Source organism: Pseudoalteromonas sp. A601 (genome assembly GCF_002165575.1).
GTDB lineage: Bacteria > Pseudomonadota > Gammaproteobacteria > Enterobacterales > Alteromonadaceae > Pseudoalteromonas.
The window spans coordinates 13,638-31,814 of sequence record NZ_MXQF01000041.1 but is presented as its reverse complement, the minus strand read 5'-3'; the positions used below and the strand labels follow the sequence as shown (position 1 = coordinate 31,814).

The 18,177-nt window shown below is 38.9% G+C and carries 18 protein-coding genes and 1 pseudogene; 8 read left to right on the top strand and 11 right to left on the bottom strand.

Annotation, left to right across the window (positions count from 1 at the left end):
- Positions 1-110: 110 nt before the first annotated feature.
- Complete coding sequence (locus B5G52_RS19895; RefSeq protein ID WP_087534371.1) at positions 111-1,466, top strand: hypothetical protein; 1,356 nt, start codon at positions 111-113, stop codon at positions 1,464-1,466.
- Positions 1,467-1,497: 31 nt separating this feature from the next.
- On the opposite strand, the gene B5G52_RS19890 is transcribed toward B5G52_RS19895, so the two are convergent.
- Positions 1,498-1,839, bottom strand: a complete 342-nt coding sequence (locus B5G52_RS19890) for a GNAT family N-acetyltransferase (protein ID WP_087534370.1) — start codon at positions 1,837-1,839, stop codon at positions 1,498-1,500.
- 63 nt (positions 1,840-1,902) lie between these two features.
- Complete coding sequence (locus tag B5G52_RS19885; RefSeq protein ID WP_087534369.1) at positions 1,903-2,598, bottom strand: flagellar brake protein; 696 nt, start codon at positions 2,596-2,598, stop codon at positions 1,903-1,905.
- Positions 2,599-2,796: 198 nt separating this feature from the next.
- Here B5G52_RS19885 and B5G52_RS19880 point away from each other — a divergent pair.
- A pseudogene (locus B5G52_RS19880) lies at positions 2,797-3,057 on the top strand (S26 family signal peptidase); the annotation flags it as partial.
- Positions 3,058-3,193: 136 nt separating this feature from the next.
- Here the strand turns inward: B5G52_RS19880 and B5G52_RS19875 are convergent.
- A complete protein-coding gene (locus B5G52_RS19875; protein WP_087534367.1) occupies positions 3,194-3,949 on the bottom strand; it encodes an SDR family NAD(P)-dependent oxidoreductase in 756 nt (251 codons plus the stop codon).
- Between the two features lie 553 nt (positions 3,950-4,502).
- On the opposite strand from B5G52_RS19875, the gene B5G52_RS19870 reads away from it, so the two are divergent.
- Positions 4,503-5,168 (top strand): hypothetical protein, encoded by a 666-nt coding sequence (locus B5G52_RS19870; RefSeq protein ID WP_087534366.1) that lies wholly within the window; start codon positions 4,503-4,505, stop codon positions 5,166-5,168.
- Between the two features lie 3 nt (positions 5,169-5,171).
- Here the strand turns inward: B5G52_RS19870 and B5G52_RS21960 are convergent, their stop codons facing one another.
- Together B5G52_RS21960 and metG are read right to left on the bottom strand one after the other, a co-directional pair.
- Positions 5,172-5,342, bottom strand: coding sequence for a DUF6435 family protein (locus B5G52_RS21960; RefSeq protein ID WP_140394358.1), 171 nt, complete (start codon positions 5,340-5,342; stop codon positions 5,172-5,174).
- Positions 5,343-5,491: 149 nt separating this feature from the next.
- Positions 5,492-7,516: a methionine--tRNA ligase gene (metG, locus tag B5G52_RS19865; RefSeq protein ID WP_087534365.1), complete on the bottom strand. Its 2,025-nt coding sequence runs from the start codon at positions 7,514-7,516 to the stop codon at positions 5,492-5,494.
- Between the two features lie 176 nt (positions 7,517-7,692).
- Here metG and apbC point away from each other — a divergent pair, with 176 nt between their 5' ends.
- The 3 genes from apbC (at position 7,693) to B5G52_RS19850 (ending at position 11,984) form a co-directional block, all read left to right on the top strand.
- A complete protein-coding gene (apbC, locus tag B5G52_RS19860) occupies positions 7,693-8,772 on the top strand; it encodes an iron-sulfur cluster carrier protein ApbC (RefSeq protein ID WP_087534364.1) in 1,080 nt (359 codons plus the stop codon).
- 4 nt (positions 8,773-8,776) lie between these two features.
- A complete protein-coding gene (gene dcd / locus B5G52_RS19855) occupies positions 8,777-9,367 on the top strand; it encodes a dCTP deaminase (RefSeq protein ID WP_087534363.1) in 591 nt (196 codons plus the stop codon).
- 139 nt (positions 9,368-9,506) lie between these two features.
- Entirely contained in the window at positions 9,507-11,984 is a 2,478-nt protein-coding gene (locus B5G52_RS19850; protein WP_140394357.1) for a bifunctional diguanylate cyclase/phosphodiesterase, read from the top strand.
- A gap of 1 nt (position 11,985) precedes the next feature.
- Here the strand turns inward: B5G52_RS19850 and B5G52_RS19845 are convergent, their stop codons facing one another.
- Both B5G52_RS19845 and B5G52_RS19840 read right to left on the bottom strand, forming a co-directional pair.
- On the bottom strand, positions 11,986-12,759 hold the full coding sequence (locus B5G52_RS19845; protein ID WP_087534361.1) for a CLCA_X family protein: 774 nt from the start codon (positions 12,757-12,759) through the stop codon (positions 11,986-11,988).
- Positions 12,756-13,361: a tRNA-uridine aminocarboxypropyltransferase gene (locus B5G52_RS19840; RefSeq protein WP_087534360.1), complete on the bottom strand. Its 606-nt coding sequence runs from the start codon at positions 13,359-13,361 to the stop codon at positions 12,756-12,758. The genes B5G52_RS19845 and B5G52_RS19840 overlap by 4 nt, the downstream gene beginning before the upstream one ends.
- Positions 13,362-13,502: 141 nt before the next feature.
- Here B5G52_RS19840 and B5G52_RS19835 point away from each other — a divergent pair, with 141 nt between their 5' ends.
- Positions 13,503-13,847, top strand: coding sequence for an Hpt domain-containing protein (locus B5G52_RS19835; protein WP_087534359.1), 345 nt, complete (start codon positions 13,503-13,505; stop codon positions 13,845-13,847).
- Positions 13,848-13,965: 118 nt separating this feature from the next.
- Positions 13,966-15,183, top strand: coding sequence for a pyridoxal phosphate-dependent aminotransferase (locus B5G52_RS19830; RefSeq protein ID WP_087534358.1), 1,218 nt, complete (start codon positions 13,966-13,968; stop codon positions 15,181-15,183).
- 46 nt (positions 15,184-15,229) lie between these two features.
- On the opposite strand, the gene B5G52_RS19825 is transcribed toward B5G52_RS19830, so the two are convergent.
- The 4 genes from B5G52_RS19825 to B5G52_RS19810 are packed head-to-tail and all read right to left on the bottom strand — an operon-like array spanning position 15,230 to position 18,162.
- On the bottom strand, positions 15,230-15,697 hold the full coding sequence (locus B5G52_RS19825; protein ID WP_087534357.1) for a glycine zipper 2TM domain-containing protein: 468 nt from the start codon (positions 15,695-15,697) through the stop codon (positions 15,230-15,232).
- A gap of 17 nt (positions 15,698-15,714) precedes the next feature.
- Positions 15,715-16,344, bottom strand: coding sequence for a penicillin-binding protein activator LpoB (gene lpoB / locus B5G52_RS19820; RefSeq protein WP_087534356.1), 630 nt, complete (start codon positions 16,342-16,344; stop codon positions 15,715-15,717).
- A 10-nt stretch (positions 16,345-16,354) separates the two neighbouring features.
- On the bottom strand, positions 16,355-16,780 hold the full coding sequence (locus tag B5G52_RS19815) for a YcfL family protein (RefSeq protein WP_087534355.1): 426 nt from the start codon (positions 16,778-16,780) through the stop codon (positions 16,355-16,357).
- An 8-nt stretch (positions 16,781-16,788) separates the two neighbouring features.
- A complete protein-coding gene (locus tag B5G52_RS19810; RefSeq protein WP_087534354.1) occupies positions 16,789-18,162 on the bottom strand; it encodes a COG3014 family protein in 1,374 nt (457 codons plus the stop codon).
- Positions 18,163-18,177 lie beyond the last annotated feature (15 nt).

Sequence of the window (18,177 nt, the reverse complement as noted above, 5' to 3'; positions counted from 1 at the left end):
GCTTTTTCTTGCTTAACTGATCGGCATTACTAGTTTACTAGGCCTTTTTTGTTGAACAATTTTAACTGTGGCAGTAAACTAATTATCAAATAAACTTTTAGGAGAATTGATTGTTAAAACAGGATGAGAACTTATCCTTTATTATTGAACCAGAACTAAGCCCGCGCTCAGAACAACGTATTGACTTGTATTTTTCCATCCCCAATGAAATGGGCATTAATCCACAAACGCTCAGTGAAGAAGCATACTTTAATAATCACTTTAAATCTCACTTAGCTTACAACGCGAACAATATTCACTTACCTTTAGTAAGAAGCCGTTTTGTGAGTAAGAATAAGGGTGAACAGCAAGATTATCGACAAAACTTAAACCTTTACTGTTATCAAGTTCGCTTAGCCATTGATACAGATGTTAAAGATGCACTGAAAATTGAGGATACGGATGAGTTTTATCAACGTGCAATTGAATTATCAGAGCTAAGTCAAGGGCTGCTAAAAAAACTTCGCCGCTATACACCCGATAACGAAAAGTTAATTTCTTTTTATACCAATGCAGACAATTATTTAAGTTGGCAAATTGAGCAGTCGTTTTTAAGGTTACTTGATGAAGGGCCAAGAAGCAGTGACCACGCAAAAGAACGTGGGGACTTATTGAACTTTTGTAAAGCTGAGCAAGCATATCGGCAAGAGCAGCAATATAATTCTGACTCAACGTTAAAAGATGCAAACCGCATCACCAATAAAATGCGTTTACTACAGCGCCTTATTGAACACGGCGTGGTACTAAATCGCCATACGCGTTATTTGAATAGCTACTTAAAGCGATTGGTAAAAGGAAGTGTGACAGCAGTTATAATGGCATTGGTAATGCTGGTTGTACTAAATGCACGAAGCAGTTTTACCGAAGTAACAGCCACATTGATTGTTATTTTAGGGGCTATTTATGGCATGCGTGAGATTTTTAAAGAAGATATAACGCGAGTTATTTGGCGGACTATTGTAAAAGGGCGGCCGAAATGGCGCTTTCAATTTCGTAACAGTGTGACGAAAGATAAAGTTGCAACGCAATTCATTTGGCTTGAATATACTCGGTTTAAAAAAATCCCTGAAAGTGTACGTAATATATTTTCTAAGCGCCGCCAGCAAAATAAGCTCGCTGCACAATGGTTTCATTTTGCTAGTGAAACGCGAGTTGGGGCTAAAGAGTTCTTACCCGGCTATGACACACTGCAACAAACTCTAAGGTTTAGCCTTGCACCCTTTACCCGTTATCTGAAAAAAGGTGAGGGTAAGCTTTACCATCTTGATAATAGTAAAATCTCTAAGCAGAGTGTTGAACGCAGGTATCAATTGAATGTTGTTGTGGTGTATCAAAACAGGGATCAGGTTAGGCATCAGCGCTACAAAATAACGCTTAACCGCAGCAAAATTATTAATATTGAACTGATTTATAGTGAAATAGAGTAATTAATTTTTTGTCTGGGTATGTGTTTCTGAGTTATGTTCTCACCATGTATAAACAATTGGTTAATGGTATTTCACATAATTGCTCAATAAGAATCGAGGCATATCCTTTACCTCGAAGCCTAGGGTTAACTACTAGACGAGCCAGATGGCACCTTCTTACACGCAGGTAAAATTGCCCAAACCCTAAAAATTCTCCCTCAGTTGAGATCAAAACTAATGAGTTCAAAGTATTCAGTTGCAAGTCGTCGGTAAATGACGCTAAATCAAACGGGAATCTAAAATCTGGCCCAGCCCACTCACGAAGCGCTTTCTCACTTTCAAACCAGTTTAGCATTTGTACAAGGTGACTTTCCTGCGGGGGAATTAACTGCACAATAATTTTACTCCAGAAGATATAACTTGTTATATGAACTGTTTACTATTAACCAGTGACTAGTCAATTAATATCTATTGCGTAAGCTTCCAGCAGCGATTGCATTTTTTCTCGTTCTTGGTCTGCGAACTCAATTCCAACATTGAGCCGGTTACCTTGCATTTGATTATTACGTACATGTGCACTAATCATCACTGCAGTGCTGTCTATTGGCGAGAGTAAATGAACAAAAACCTGGCGTTTTTTTAGTGCTAAAAAACCTGAATTAACATGTACTGTAAAGCGACAACCTGTGGCTGAGATATCAATAATAACGCCTTGTAATAAATTTTCGCTATTGAAATCTTGATCTTTTTTGATGCTTATTTTTGCTGGGATATGTGTTTGTAATCGGTTAACTTCTCTGAGCTGCCGACTCTCAATTTGCTTAGGGTAAGTGAGGTAGAGTAACTTTTCAGGTCGCACTGATATCGCTAAAATTGTGGTCGCAAAAGCAACACACTCTCCTCGTTCTCCTTCGACGATATAGCGAACAATCGCACCATTGCCTTCTTTGAGTATATCTGAATATTCATTGAGTTTAGCTTGCTTTGGGTACTTTAAAATGAGGTATTTACCGGTTTCATAACCAATTAATGGTAACTTAAATCTAAATGACAAAGGGTTGGTAAATTGAATGTCAATAATTTTACCCGGTAATAAATCTAAGAAAAATTTAGCGTTGTTTGATGGTGTAGGAAGATCTTGAGCAATTTCCATATTGTTGTTTTTTATTATGTTGTTTCCAATAAGTATTATTTAAATCCGAACAAAAATCACTAGTACAAATGGCTGGTATTGAGCTCAGTTTACATCTTTAACATTCATTCTTTGTTACAAATTCCAGTGAACTGATTTAAATAGGGTCGAGTCCATTAATATGTTACTTAATAAACGGACGAAGACTATGAAATATTTATATAAAACTTGCTGGGTATAAAACATAAAATACGCGTGTCGAAGTATGCTTCAAAAATGCAACCATTCGATACTATCATCATTACTAAAGGGTTTTACTTAGCAACGGGTGATAACAGGGATCACAGTGCAGACTCTCGCGTGATTGGTCTTGTCCCCAGAGCTGAACTACTTGGTAAAGCAAAGCGCGTTATCGCGTCGTTAGATTATGATAATTACTATTTTCCCCGTAAAAATCGCTTTTTAAAAGAATTAGATTAGATAGAGTACGCTCATAAGGAAAAGTCGCTGTAAGCTCAGCTTACAGCGACTTTTAATTTTCAACCAATAGCAATGTATAAAAACAACTAATTGACGGGCTAAATCAGTGTTGTTTATTCATTGATAAAGGAATGAATTAAATACCTAACGCTTGTCCGCCACCGATTTGGATAGTTTCAGCAGTAATGAAAGCAGCGTCTTTACTTACTAAAAACGAAATTACGCCAGCCACATCTTCAGGCTGACCAAGTCGACCCAGCATGATGCTGTCTTTCCATGAAGCAAAAACTTCTGGCTTGGTTTCTTTAATTTGAGCGTGGAAAGGAGTGTCAATAGTGCCTGGTGACACTGCATTTACACGGATCCCTGCAGGTGCAAGCTCTTTTGCTAATGCGCGTGTTAATGTATGCACAGCAGCTTTTGAAGTCCCATAGATACCAGCACCAGGGCCGCCTGCATTCCATGCCGCATTTGAAGTGTAGTTAATGATTGAACCACCTTCTGTTTTCTTCATGAATGGGATAGCTGTACGAGAAACAAAAAACGCGCTGTCGAGGTTAAGCGCCATTACGAAGCGGAAAAACTCAGTTGTCATACCTTCGATTGGACTACGTCCACCTAAGCCACCCGCGTTGTTGATCACGACATCAATTTGGCCATATTTGTTACCAATTGCTGTGACGTTTTCTGTAACAGCTTCATCATTGGTTACATCAAAACCGTAATATTCTGCTTCAATGCCAGCAGCGGTTAGCTCTTCAACACGTTTAGCGCCTACTTCATCTTCGATACCATTAAGTACCACTGTATAACCATCTTCGCCAAGACGTTTAGCTACTTGGAAACCAATACCACCGGTAGCCCCGGTGATTAGTGCAATTTTTTTAGACATATTTAAGTTCTCAGTATTTAGTTAACTAATTAGTGATACTTAAGGGTATGAGCTTAATGCTATTTACTTAAGTAAAGGCTCGTAAAGAAGGCACTCATATTGAGGCTTCCAGTAGCTTGATTTGTAATCAAGCTATAAATACCATTTCATTGTAATACAAATAAACTTAACTTTAAAGTCTGTTTTTGTGTATTGGTAATACAATTTGGTTTAATTGGTTTTGTTGTCTGTAAAACTGATGGGTAGGAAACTGAGTAAAGATACTTTATATTGTTTTTATTGATAAAAATATCAATGTTTTTATTAATAAAAAGAGTGGCAGGCCTATTGAATCTATTTTAAAGGCGGACTCCTTAATAAAGAATAATATTGAATAGATAACTTTCATAACGTATTTTGTTAACCAATTTAGTCTGATTTTTAACTGGGTTTTTCATGTGACGTCTTTTCTTTACTTGTTCTTTGTCTTACAATTAGTGTGGTATGTTACATTAACTATTGGTTGAATGTTGGGCGATACATCATTCTGACAATGCTATATAAGGAAGATTAAATGAAGATAATGACTGCATGTATAGTCACTGGATTACTATTCGTCTCTCAAGTTTTGGCACATGAACCAACATCAGATAAACAATTAAACTCGATAAAATTTGAAAATGCTTATTTTTACAATAGCGAAGGTGAGTTTGCCAAAGAAAAAGCGAAAGATGCAATTATTGCTCTAATGAAATACCATCAATACCCTATATATGAAGGTATCCGTGACGATTTATGGGTAATGGATTATAACGCGGGGCGTTTTGCAGAAGTTGGACTTTCTGGGATCACTTATGAGAATAACCAGAAAAACTTGTACATGCTGCTAGATATCTTCTTATTACCTAATCAAATGCTTGCCGAGCATTGGCATGTAGATGGCGAAGAAACAGCAGCTAAGCGTGAAGGTTGGTTGGTGCGCTGGGGCAAGAGTTATATTGCCGGTGTTGGCGAGAATAATATGGCTGATTTTCCTCAGGTTAAAATTCCACACATACATTGGGGTGGTAAAGTAGAAGCCAAAAACATTGTTGAGGGCGTGCCGGGCTCATTTACTAATTTACAGCAAGTGTTATCTAAACACTGGCAAATGGCAGGTAAAGAAGGCGCAATAATTACTGAGGTTGCTAACTTTGCTGACGGAAAAGCGGTTAAACGTTCAGATCCAAAAATGAACTAACCTTTAAGCTGTTTCTAATGCTTGGATTTGTTCCAATATTTTTTCAGCTTGGTGTGTAAGCTCAGCGTAGCGTCGAATATCACCGTTTCTTTGGGCATGCATCGCTTGCTCTAGTTTTATGCTGTAGTCTTTATTCAATTTTTTTAACGGATCAGATTTGAAGAATGAAAACATGATTTTTCCTTGGTAGAATAAGCGGCTTTGTAATAGTTAGTAGGCTTATACGCGCTATTAAGGAATTTAGATTAAATTAATTTTTCCACAACAAAAACAGTAATAAAAAGCCGCTATAAAAAGCGGCTTTTTGTATACATATCGTTGAATTACATTACGCGCATACCTGGCTCTGAACCGTCATCCGGGTTAAGAATATAAATTTCTTTTCCACCAGGACCAGCTGCTAAAACCATGCCTTCTGACATGCCGAAACGCATCTTGCGAGGTTTAAGGTTTGCCACCATCACTGTCAATTTGCCTTCAATATCTTCTGGCGCATAAGCTGATTTAATCCCGGCAAATACTTGGCGGGTTTCGCCACCTAAATCGAGTGTTAGTTTAAGAAGTTTATCGGCACCTTCAACATGTTCTGCTTTAGCAATTTTAGCTACACGTAAGTCTACTTTGGCAAAATCATCGAATTCGATTTCATCTGCAATAGGCTCTTTTGCAAGTGGGCTATTTGGATCTATTTTATCTTTTTCAGCGAGTAAGCTTTCTTTTGATTCTTCAACCATTTTGTTTACTTTATCCATTTCTACACGTTGCATTAACGGTTTAAATTTATTGATTGCATGATTCACTAACGCGGTTTGCGTACCTTGCCATGCAAGCTTATCATTTAAGAAAGCTTCAACGTTAGCTGCCATGCCCGGAAGTACAGGTTTTAAGTAAGTCATCAGTACACGGAATAAGTTCAGGCCCAATGAACAGACTTGATGTGCTTCTTCCTGCTTTGCTTCGTCTTTAATTAATACCCATGGTGCTGCAGTATCGATGAACTGGTTAGCTTTGTCGGCGAGAGCCATTATTTCACGAATTGCGCGGCTGTATTCGCGGTTTTCATAATGCTGTGCAATACCGTCAGCGGCAGCTTGGAACTCGGTAAGTAGTTCAGGCTGCATAATAGTGTCGCTTAGCTTGCCGTCAAACTTTTTAGTAATGAAACCTGCGCAACGGCTTGCAATATTAACCACTTTACCAACTAGGTCAGAGTTAACACGTTGAGCAAAATCTTCTAGATTTAAATCAAGATCGGTAATACCGCTGTTAAGTTTAGCCGCGTAGTAATAACGTAAAAACTCAGGATCTAAGTTGTCTAAATAAGTACGCGCCTTGATAAAGGTGCCTTTTGATTTAGACATTTTGGCGCCATTTACGGTAACAAAACCGTGGGCGAATACGTTTGTAGGCTTTCTAAAGTTTGCGCCTTCCAGCATTGCAGGCCAAAATAGGCTATGGAAGTAGATGATATCTTTACCAATGAAATGATAAAGCTCTGCATCTGAGTCTTCAGCCCAAAATGCATCAAAATCAATGCCTTTGGTATCACATAAGTTTTTAAAGCTGGCCATATAACCGATTGGTGCATCTAGCCATACATAAAAGTATTTACCTGGCGCACCGGGTATTTCAAAACCAAAGTAAGGGGCATCGCGACTAATATCCCATTGTTGTAGGCCATCAGCAAACCATTCATCAAGTTTGTTTGCCATTTCTTGCTGAATTGTGCCTGAGTGTAGCCACTCTTTTAACATGCCTTCAAAGGCGGGTAAGTCGAAGAAGTAATGTTCTGAATCTTTTAATACAGGCTCAGCACCTGACATAACTGAGCGAGGGTTAATTAGTTCAGTCGGACTATATGTTGCACCGCATGCATCACAGCTGTCGCCATTTTGATCTTCAGACTTACACGTAGGGCACGTGCCTGTGACAAAACGGTCTGGTAAGAAAATGCCTTTTTCAGGGTCGAACAACTGAGAGATAGTGTGCTTTTTGATGTGACCAGCTGCATTTAAACGATTATAAATTAATTCGCTAAACTCTTTGTTTTCTTGGCTGTGAGTGCTGTGGTAGTTATCAAACTTGATATTGAAATCAGCAAAATCACGTTGACGCTCTATGCTAACGTTTTTTACCATTTCTTCCGGCGTGATCCCTTGTTTTTGCGCATTGAGCATAATTGGCGTGCCGTGGGCATCGTCGGCGCAAACATAATATGTTTCGTGGCCTTGTAGTTTTTGAAAACGTGACCAAATATCAGTTTGAATGTATTCCAATAAATGGCCTAAATGAGTTGGGCCATTGGCATAAGGTAATGCGCTGGTTATAAGGATCTTTCGCTGTGCCATAATCATTCCGAATTGACGGTTCCGGTAAAGGAACGGATGAAAATCATAATTTTTATCACTAAACTGTAACGCAAGCGTACAAGGCTAGCCGATATTTATTAATTGACTGGTGTTAATGCCCTGAATGTTACATAATTCCGAGGCAATTTTCATCAAAGAAACGCTATTTTATTGCTATGTTTGGACTGTCAAAACTATTCTCTTCTAAATCGGTGCAAAAACAACCGATAATTGCCGCCTTAGCCGCTTATCGCAGTGCTGCATTTGCAGTGGGTGTTGATGAGCAGTTTATTAAATCTATCCACAATAAAGATGATAAATCTTTCGTTATTGAACTAATTTTACCGTTCGCTGCTCGTTCAGAAATGAATGCTTTAGCGGCGTTTGTTAGTGAACAACTAAAACAACTCGTGGAAATCAGTGCAACGGTGGCATTACCTGCGCAGTATAAATTCAAAAAAATAAAACACATTGTATTAGTAGCATCTGGCAAAGGTGGCGTTGGTAAATCTACAACTGCGGTTAATTTAGCCGGTGCTCTACAGCAAGAAGGCGCCAAGGTGGGGATTCTAGATGCGGATATTTATGGTCCGTCGATCCCCATGTTACTTGGTCTTGAAGGCGCAACACCTACAGCAAAAGATGACAAGCAGCTATACCCATTTGATGCCAACGGTATTAAGGCGCAGTCTATCGGTTTTTTAGTGCCCAGTGACGATGCAACTGTATGGCGTGGACCTATGGCATCCGGCGCATTAACACAGTTATTAAACGAAACTCTCTGGGGTGAACTTGATTACTTAATCGTGGACATGCCACCAGGCACTGGCGATATCCAACTTACTATGAGCCAAAAAGTGCCCTCAAGCGGTACCGTTATTGTCACTACCCCACAAGATTTAGCACTTGCCGATGCACAAAAGGGCATTGCTATGTTTAACAAGGTCAATGTGCCTGTGCTAGGTCTAATTGAGAATATGAGCCACTTTATTTGCACTCATTGTGGCGAGCCAAATCATGTGTTTGGTAAAGACGGTGCGGTTAAACTCGCGCAGCGTCACGGTGTGCCGGTCCTTTCCCACATTCCGCTAGCGATAGATATTCGAGAATATTCAGAGCGAGGCAAGTTAATTGCCAATGACAACGAGGCGGCTATCAGTAGTACTTATGCCAGTGCAGCACGTTTAATAGCAAGCCAGCTTTATTATCAACAACCCCATCATAATCCGTTAGAGATTGTGATTACGGACGATTAAAATAATGAGATTATCAGATACCCATATTAAAGAATACATTGCACAACAACGCATTGTTATAGAGCCAAGTCCAAGCGATGAGATGATTTCAGGCGTGACAGTTGATTTACGTTTGGGAAATAAGTTTCGTGTTTTTCAAGATCACACAGCCGCGTATGTTGATTTAAGCGGACCCAAAGATCAGCTTAATAAAGCAATGGAATCGATAATGAGTGATGAAATTGTGCTTGATCAAGAGCAAGCATTCTTTTTACACCCAGGTGAACTTGCTTTAGCTATTACTCACGAGAAAGTTACTTTACCCGCTGATGTAGTTGGGTGGCTCGATGGGCGTTCATCACTGGCGCGTTTAGGATTAATGGTGCATGTGACGGCACACCGAATTGATCCCGGTTGGTCTGGTAATATTGTCTTGGAGTTTTACAATTCAGGGAAACTACCGTTGGCGCTAAGACCTATGATGAAAATTGGTGCAATGAGCTTTGAGACGATGTCAGGCCCTGCAGCTAACCCGTATAACATTCGTAAAGATGCAAAGTATAAAGATCAAAATAGTGCGATAGCAAGTCGGATTAGTGACGATAAAAACGAATAAAAGCAATATTCACAAAAAGAAATTAAAAGGCCTGAAATCAGGCTTTTTTGTTTTTGGGACACAGATTAGAGTTTTTTACTGGCATTTATAAATATTCCTTCCATACTTTAGTATAGCTCAATCGACACATGGAGTGAGAGTGAGGTATATAAACACGTTGTATAAGGCTTTTATTCTGGCTGTACTGTTATTCGGCAGTGTTGTTAGCCCACGTGTGCTTGCATCTGTTGTGGAAAATGCAGCTGTGCTTCGCAGTGATACTTTGTCAGATACACTTCCTCCATTTGAACAGTTAATTCGCACTGCCGAATACAAAGATGCCTCATCATTTAATCTACCAGCCCAGCAAGGTTATTGGTTACTGTTTAATCTTCATGAGTTGAGCCCCAAGCAAGACCATATTTTATACCTTGACGGTGCACAAATTGACACCGTTAAATATTACTTATTAGATAGTGATTTTGCGTTATTGAGCTCAGCTTCTCACCGTCATGGCGCTTATCTTGATAAGATAATTCCCCATAGCGTGTTAAAATCAGGTTCAAATCAAAGTTGGGCAGCGCTTTACCTCAAACATAGCCGCAGCAGCCAATTGGCCATTAATATAGTCCCTGAGCAGGCTTTTTATAACCTCGTGGAGCAGCGATTATTTACTGTTTCAGCCCTTACAGTTTTACTCTTGGTTGCGATGGCTATCAGTTGTGCATTTTATTTTTTATCACGACGTATTAAGTTTGTTTATTTATTCGCATACTTATTGTGTTTACTGGTCGGTATGCTAGCAAGTAAAGGTGTATTCATATTTATTGATACAACGATCCCCGTCAGCTTTGCTGTGAAGGCTAGTGCTGCAAGCTTCATTGCTGCACTTGGTTTTGCATGTATGTTTTTTATGCGCTCGAGCTATGGGCGAAGAGAAATTATCATCGCAAGAGTAAGACTGCCACTGATATTGCTGACTGTTTTTGGGTTGAGTGTTATCGCGAATACCTTAACGTATGACTTTGCTATTTATCTATTGATGACAAGCTTTATTGCTGAATCAGCCATTCTGATATATTTATACATGCAATGGAAAGAAACTAAACCTTCTTGTAGTAGTATCTATTTTTTAGCTTGGTATGTGATTATCGTTCAAGCGGTTGTCTGGCAGTTAACTCTGATGCTGCAGCTATCGTCACACTTACTAAACGATATCCTTATAGTAATAAATACCTGCGTGTTTATCGGTACAGTATTAATTCAAGATAGATTACGTATTTTGCAATACAATTATAACCTGTTACATGATGATGAAACTGCATTGCCCAATAAGAAGCTGCTACTAAATTGTCTTCAAAGCAAGGTAAAGTTATCCCAGCCGCATTCAATTATTTTATTTCAGCCTGCTATATTGTTAGATGCACGAGCTAACTTTGGTTATGAACATGCGAATGAGCAGATAAAAATAACGATGGCTAAATTAGCCCATCAGTTGAGTGTAATGAATGCAGAAAAAATAGAAGCGACACAACTTAAAAGTCACTATATAGCGCGACTTGATGATAGTACATATGCATTTGTGGCTAACGGTAAATTGGAGTTGAGCCAAATAGAGCAGTTTGTATGCGTTACGATGGCGGTATTTGCCGAAGGAATTAGCCATAACAGCAATCATTTTGTGAATAAAGTTGATATAGGGGTGGCAAATTACCCGCTACATGCTGTAAATGCGGAGCAGTTAATTCAACGCGGCTTGCAAGCATTGAGCGTAAAACCACTTCATGGTGAGCGTTGGCATATGTATGATGCGCAAAACTCAAGTTTGTCGCAATACCGCCTAGAAGTTGCATCCTCGTTAAAAGAAGCCATTGAAGAAAATCAACTAAGGTTATTTTTTCAACCACAAATTTGTTTAACTACAGGTAACCTTCACGGCGCAGAAGCTTTATTACGTTGGTATCACCCTACATTAGGGCATGTGCCACCAGATCAATTCATTCCCATTGCTGAATCTTCAGGAATGATTTTTGAACTGACAGAGTGGGTGGTTGAGCAAGCTTTAGCGTATCAAAAAGAAGTACAGGCTATTTACCCGGACCATATTATTTCCATCAACATATCGGCCAAAGATTTATTGCGTAAAGAGTTACCGGTATTATTTTTAACGCTTTTAAATGAGTATCAAATAAATGCCGCAAATGTGATGCTTGAGCTGACTGAGTCAGCAACATTAAATGATGGTGTAAACATTAAAACAGCGTTAAATGATTACAGGTTGATAGGGCTAAAAATTGCGATTGATGATTTTGGCACTGGTTATTCTTCTTTAGCTTATTTGAGTAAGATGGGTTTTGACGAAATAAAAATAGATAAGCAATTCGTGATGAATATTGAGTACTCTAAAAATGACCAAACAATCTGTCGTGCAACGTGTGATATTGCTAAAAGCTTAGGTTCTTATGTGGTCGCAGAAGGCATAGAGGACATACAAAGTTTAAAACGACTCAAAAGCTTTGGTTGCGAAATTGGCCAAGGTTATTATTTTTCCCGGCCATTAGCATTTACAGACTACCTTGCATGGCTTGAAAATAACTTACAAACACACACTAAGGCTGATATATACCAGCTAAATTGATTTAGCGAATTAATAACGCGCCTAAACCATGAAAATAATCGTCGAGTGCTTGTTTACTTTTTAGGATGTGTTCAGCATCTGGATAAACTAGCTCTGAATTTGCTAAGTTATCAACCAAAAAAAGATTAGTTATTTGCTTATTACTCGCAATACATGCTTCAAAACAACGCGCTGCTAGTTCCTCAGGCATGCTCATATAAAATAATTTTTGTTGTTCATCGATTAACCTTGAACGCCTAACGTAGTCATTTTCTTGCAATGTGTCACGGCTTAAAAATACGTGCTTGTAAAATTCATTGAGAGCACTGTTGAGCGGGTGGCTATTGTTAATAGGCTCTTCAAGCCATAACTTGGAAGCAAAGAAATGAGAGCTGAAATCAGGGTATAGGTGGCGTGTTATATGATGATCAAAGGCATGAAACCACTCGTGGGCAAGAGCACCTCCGCCAGCGTTTTTAGCTAGGGCTAACGTTTGTGTTGTACTATTATAATGAGCCTGAACATGCTGTTGCCCACCATGGCCAAAAGCAAAGTTTAATTTACCTCTAAGTCCAATGGCACTCGGTGGTAGCTGTAATATTTGTGCTAAATCCGCTAATGCATCATAAATTAAATTTGCGCTGATATAACGCTCTTCTTTAGTGACCCATTTTCCAACAACCATAGTGCGAAAACCAAAAGTGTTTTTAATATCGCTGAAGTCAACTTGGTCATCAAAACGGTAATCAGGCCCTTGTCGGTAAAAGCCGCGTTTTAATCGATTGGTGTAGATCATGGGTTTAAATAACGTGTTTTTACATGCTCTGGCATAAATTGTGTCTGTTTATCATTGAGTGCATCTAAAACTTGATATAAGGGTGCAGGATCACATTGCTCTATCAACATCAGGCTATGTGCAACGGCTTCGAGGCTCGATAAACTATCAGCTCTTGGTGCTTTACGGATCCGATACCTATTAGTAGGAACAGTGGCAAAGCTCACTTTTTTAAACATCTTTAGCTTAGGTGTTAATTGCATTATTTTAAATGCTTTTTTCCATGTTCCATCCAAGACCACTAAATGAGTGAGTTGTTCACAAAAAAGTTTGGTGTGTGAGTTTATTTTATCGAGCAAGATTGCATCGTGATCGGGGTAAAGTAGGGCTGTTGTAGCTGCTGGTAGTGTGTCTAAAATTTTAAAATCTTTATCACTTTCACCTTGTACAAGGGTACAGCATTTCAGACATAAATTAAGTAGCTTAGCTGTATTTTTAGTTATTTTTAATTCACTTGGATGCTGCAAGATAATAATGTTAAGTTGGTTTTGCACTGTAACCAGATCATCACAAAGACAAGTTACGGCACTATATTGGCATTTATCACATACGGTGCGAGACATAAAAATAATCTATTCTTATAACAATTAGTTTGAAAACACTGTAATTATACGCTTAATATATCGATTAAGTGGATTTTTTTCTAAAGACAGTTAAAGTAGTTAAAAAGTGCGTGATAGTAAACAGAATACAAAGGAAATAAAATGAATACAGTAGTTATTGATGAAAATGCCCTAAAGAGTATGGAGTCATTACTTGGAGAGCAATTTAGCGATACATTGACTTTTTGTTGTGCTGAGTTTGAACGTTTAGCCGGTGAAGTGTTAGCCACTATAGGGAAAGATTTAGAAGCATCTATTCGTCATGCGCACAGCTTAAAATCGAATGCATCTCAGTTTGGGGCAACAAGTTTGTCTGATGTGGCAAGAGAGATAGAGCAAAGCCTTACGAATGGTCAACAGGAGCAAGCAATTACGGCTTCAAAGTTGCTGGATGAGCAAGTTGAAGGCTCTAAACAAGCTTTAACTGATTGGTTATCTACACGCTAAATTATTCGTTGTATAAAAACTACTTAGGTTGAACAAATTTCAATTCACAAAGAGCAACACACGCTAGCATTTTGATCCTCTATTAGGTTAATCTAGGTATTCACTAGTAGAGGTAGAAATGTCACAAATTAAAAAGAGTCACAAATTAGAAGGTGTTTGTTATGACATTCGCGGGCCTGTTTTAGTACAAGCACGTAAAATGGAAGATGAAGGCCAAAAAGTATTAAAGTTAAATATTGGTAATCCGGCGGCATTTGGTTTTGATATGCCAGAAGATATGCATCGCGATATTATTCGTAATTTATACTCAGCCCAAGGCTATTGTGATTCTAAAGGCCTCTACTCAGCCCGTGTGGCTATTTATCAGCACTACCAACAACGCGGCTTAAATAACTTAGACGTAGATAATATTTATATCGGTAATGGCGTCAGCGAACTTATTCAAATGACCACACAAGCTTTGTTAAATAATGATGATGAAGTGCTCATACCTGCTCCAGATTACCCACTTTGGACAGCATCAGTAAAGTTGGCTGGTGGAAACCCAGTGCATTATTTGTGTGATGAAGAACAAGATTGGTTCCCTGATATTGCAGATATACGCAGTAAAATCACGTCAAAAACAAAGGCGCTTGTACTTATAAATCCAAACAACCCAACTGGGGCGGTTTATAGTGACGATCTGTTACAGCAGCTTATTGATGTTGCCAGAGAGCATAAGTTACTGCTGCTGAGTGACGAAATCTACGAAAAGATTTTGTACGATGGAGTAACTCATAGCTCTATAGGTGCTTTGTGTGATGATGTGCCAATAATTACATTTAACGGCTTAGCCAAAACATATCGTGCAGCGGGCTTACGCATGGGATGGATGGTGCTAAGTGGTCGTATTGATTTGATGGATGATCTTAGTAAAGGTCTAAATATTTTGGCTTCTATGCGGTTATGCGCAAACGTGCCGGCCCAATATGCTATTCAACAGGCATTGGGTGGGGTGCAATCAATAGATAGCTTAATAAACCCTGGTGGGCGTTTATACGAGCAACGCGACATTGCATGGCATGGCTTAAATGCAATTGAGGGTATAACGTGTACGAAACCACAAGGTGCGCTTTATGCGTTTGCAAAAGTAGATACTGAACGCTTTAATATCAAAAATGATGAAAAGATGATTTTAGATTTACTTAAAGCAGAAAAAATATTACTGGTTCATGGTCGGGCATTTAACTGGCCTAACCCAGATCACTTTAGATTGGTTTTTTTACCCAACAAAGATGACTTAAAATCGGCGATGGGTAAGATGCAGCGGTTTTTTACTCATTATCGACAAGCTTGATTTAAAAAATAAAAGCGAGCAACCAGTGCTCGCTTTTACTAGGACTCTAATAGGATTTATCAACTCTGACTGTGTTATCAGATAAGTAGACTAAACGAACATCATCGCCAGTATTAAAGCGCATTTGGCTGTCTACGTCTTGTACTACCATAAACTGCTCACCGTTTTCGACTTTTATCATCAACTCAACTAAATGGTATTCATTATAATGACTGGTTTGTTGTTTATTGTGGGCAACGCTTCCACCAATCACTGAACCTAAGATAGTGGCTGCGGTACGTCCGCTACCACCACCAAATTGATTACCAATAACACCGCCAAGTAAAGCACCGCCAAAGGTTTTCCGGCCATTTGCTTTATCTTGTACCAATTCTTGTTCGGTGATGTTACGTACTGATCTTACCTCGCCAAATAGAACTTGTTGCACTGGTACTGCTTTGTTTCGTTCATATGCTGCAAAACTAGGTGCAGTAAATAACAGTGTTGTACACAGAACTAACCCTGATTTTTTCATGGTTTTCTCCTTAGCTATTACCAGCCAAAGGTTGATTTTTCACGCGTTTTACGTATTTCAGTTTCATCGGCCCATTCAACTAAACCACTTTTTAGATCCATTAAACGCATTGTGAACTTATAATAAACATCAGCTTTATCTTCGTTAGATTTAACAATGCTCGATAAGTTGCCATAAAGCATGTACTGCGCACCCACTTGTTGTCCAAATGCAACCGCAGTAGATGGATCGATTAGTGCGTCTACGTTTTGAAAGTTTAATTGCTCGCGTACAGCTTCGACACGACCCATATCAACAAAGCGGAACTTACCGCTGCGTAACAGCTGAGTCGAGATAGAGTCAGTAATTGATTCAGTATCTATATGCTCACTGGTTTTGTTTTTTATACGTTCGACAAATACGATAGGGCGACTGTTAGCTGTCATAGTTCCCACTACAGGGGATGAAAGTAGTGAATCTGTCATTTGTGTTGCTACTTTTTGTAGATCAGTAGAACCAAAATTGATATCCGTGGTTTCAACTGCTTGTGCATCGCCATAACTGACGACGGCTTTATTAGCACAACCGGCTAAAGTGAGCACACTTAAACCTACTAAAGCAAACCCTGACAGCTTATTAAAAGTCGTTTTTTGATTAATTGTATTCATGTTTATTTCCTTAATCTTCAAATTCTTGTGCTTCGGTGGAAACTTCACGTACCGCGAGCGAAAAAGTAACGGCGTCAGAAGTAGGTGCAAGCCCCGGCAATTGTATATTGGCAAAACCAAACAATGTGAGTGCCTGCCAAGGAGAATGATTCCCTTTTATTACAAAGCCATCACTGTCGTACCACGTAAATTGATATTGTAAATACTGTGATTTTTTATATTGACTCGACAATGTAACAACAACATCAGTTAGTTGATTTGTCTGTCGCGTCTTAACGTCTGTAATTGCTAATTTTTTTCCAAGCTCAGGGTTGTTTACTTTTAACTGTTGCTGATATTGTGCACTTGATTGCTCCACTGCAACACCTGATGTTGTTGGTCTGCTGGAACATCCTGCCAGTATACATACAGCGAGTATTGGTATTAAAATTTTCATGGTCGCTCCTAAAGTTGCACTACATGAGAGTTAAAGTAATTATTAATAGAGGTTAGGTAAATCAACGTTAACCCTTGCTTACTAACTTCAAAGTTTATATTCGGGTGATTGTTACCGATGTTTAATGTATGTGTTCCTGCTGTAATATCCGTACGTGCAACACTTATTTGATTTGGCAAAGTTAACCAGCTTCGTGTATCAGCTTGCTCTGATGCTAAGTTATAGATATTTGCTAAGATATTCCCAACATCACCGCCACTTCTGGCAAGTTCAGCTCGTACTTTTTCTTTTGCAACTAAGCGCAATACTTGGCGAGTAACACGTGCTGGTGTTTGTTCTTGTAATGTTTTAGCTGCTAACGCCTCTATACGCACCAAAGGGCTGAGTGATACATTTTGACTGGCAATCTTTATTTGCTCAATCGCAGGCACAAATGCACTGTCTTTATAAACTGGCATCGCTAAACTGTAAAAGCGTGCGTCACCTCGAGAGGTGTAAATGGGTAAACGTAATACAAATTCATCTTTTTGAGGCACTAATCCTTGCTCAATAATTACAACTACCTCGCCATTGTTAGTTGCTTGCTCAAGTTGACCAAAGCGCTTGATGAATTGTTCTAAATCTTGCTCAAAGCCTTGTTGTTTTGCTAAACGCATGACATCTTGTTGTAAGTAGCGGTTGTCAGGGTTTATTTCTAATGCTTTTTTATAATCAATGTAAGCATCGTCGAATTGTTTGTTACTTTGATAAAGTAGCGCAGAAAGATAAAACGTAAAGGCATTTTGGTAGCCATTTTTTACGTTCTTAATTACCTCATCCATACTCGGGTAATGTTTTTGTGCTTCCTTAACAGAGGCATCAATTTTACCTTGGTTTAGTGTTAAAGCATCAACTTGTACTTTGTTAGCTCGGCGTACTTCAACCAATGCACCTTCTATATCATTATTAAACACATAATTAAGCGCTTTATAGCTGTGCAGCATACTCATTTCGTAAGGTGCTGGCTCATAGGCAATCACAGAGTCATTGGTTAGTAATGCATTACTTTGTTCAAGACCGCTCGATACTTGCACTTTGGCTGCTTGGCGAATGTTTTCCATTTGTTGATACACAGTTTCGTAATCTGTTTGTGCTTTGCTATTTTGATTACTTAAATCGTTTAACCGCCCATGCTCTAATTGATTGAGCAAATAGTTGCTATGCGATTGCGAATTACTGGGTAAAAGCTGCTGAGCTTTAGTAACATCATTCACACGTATCGCTTGGCGTACAGGGTTTATTTGCGTTGCATAATCAGTGAAAAGATCACCAAAGCCTACTGTACTACAGCCACTGACACTCGCTAATATAAAACCAAACCCAACAATAAAACGGCGCTTCACACGTCACTCCTTTAT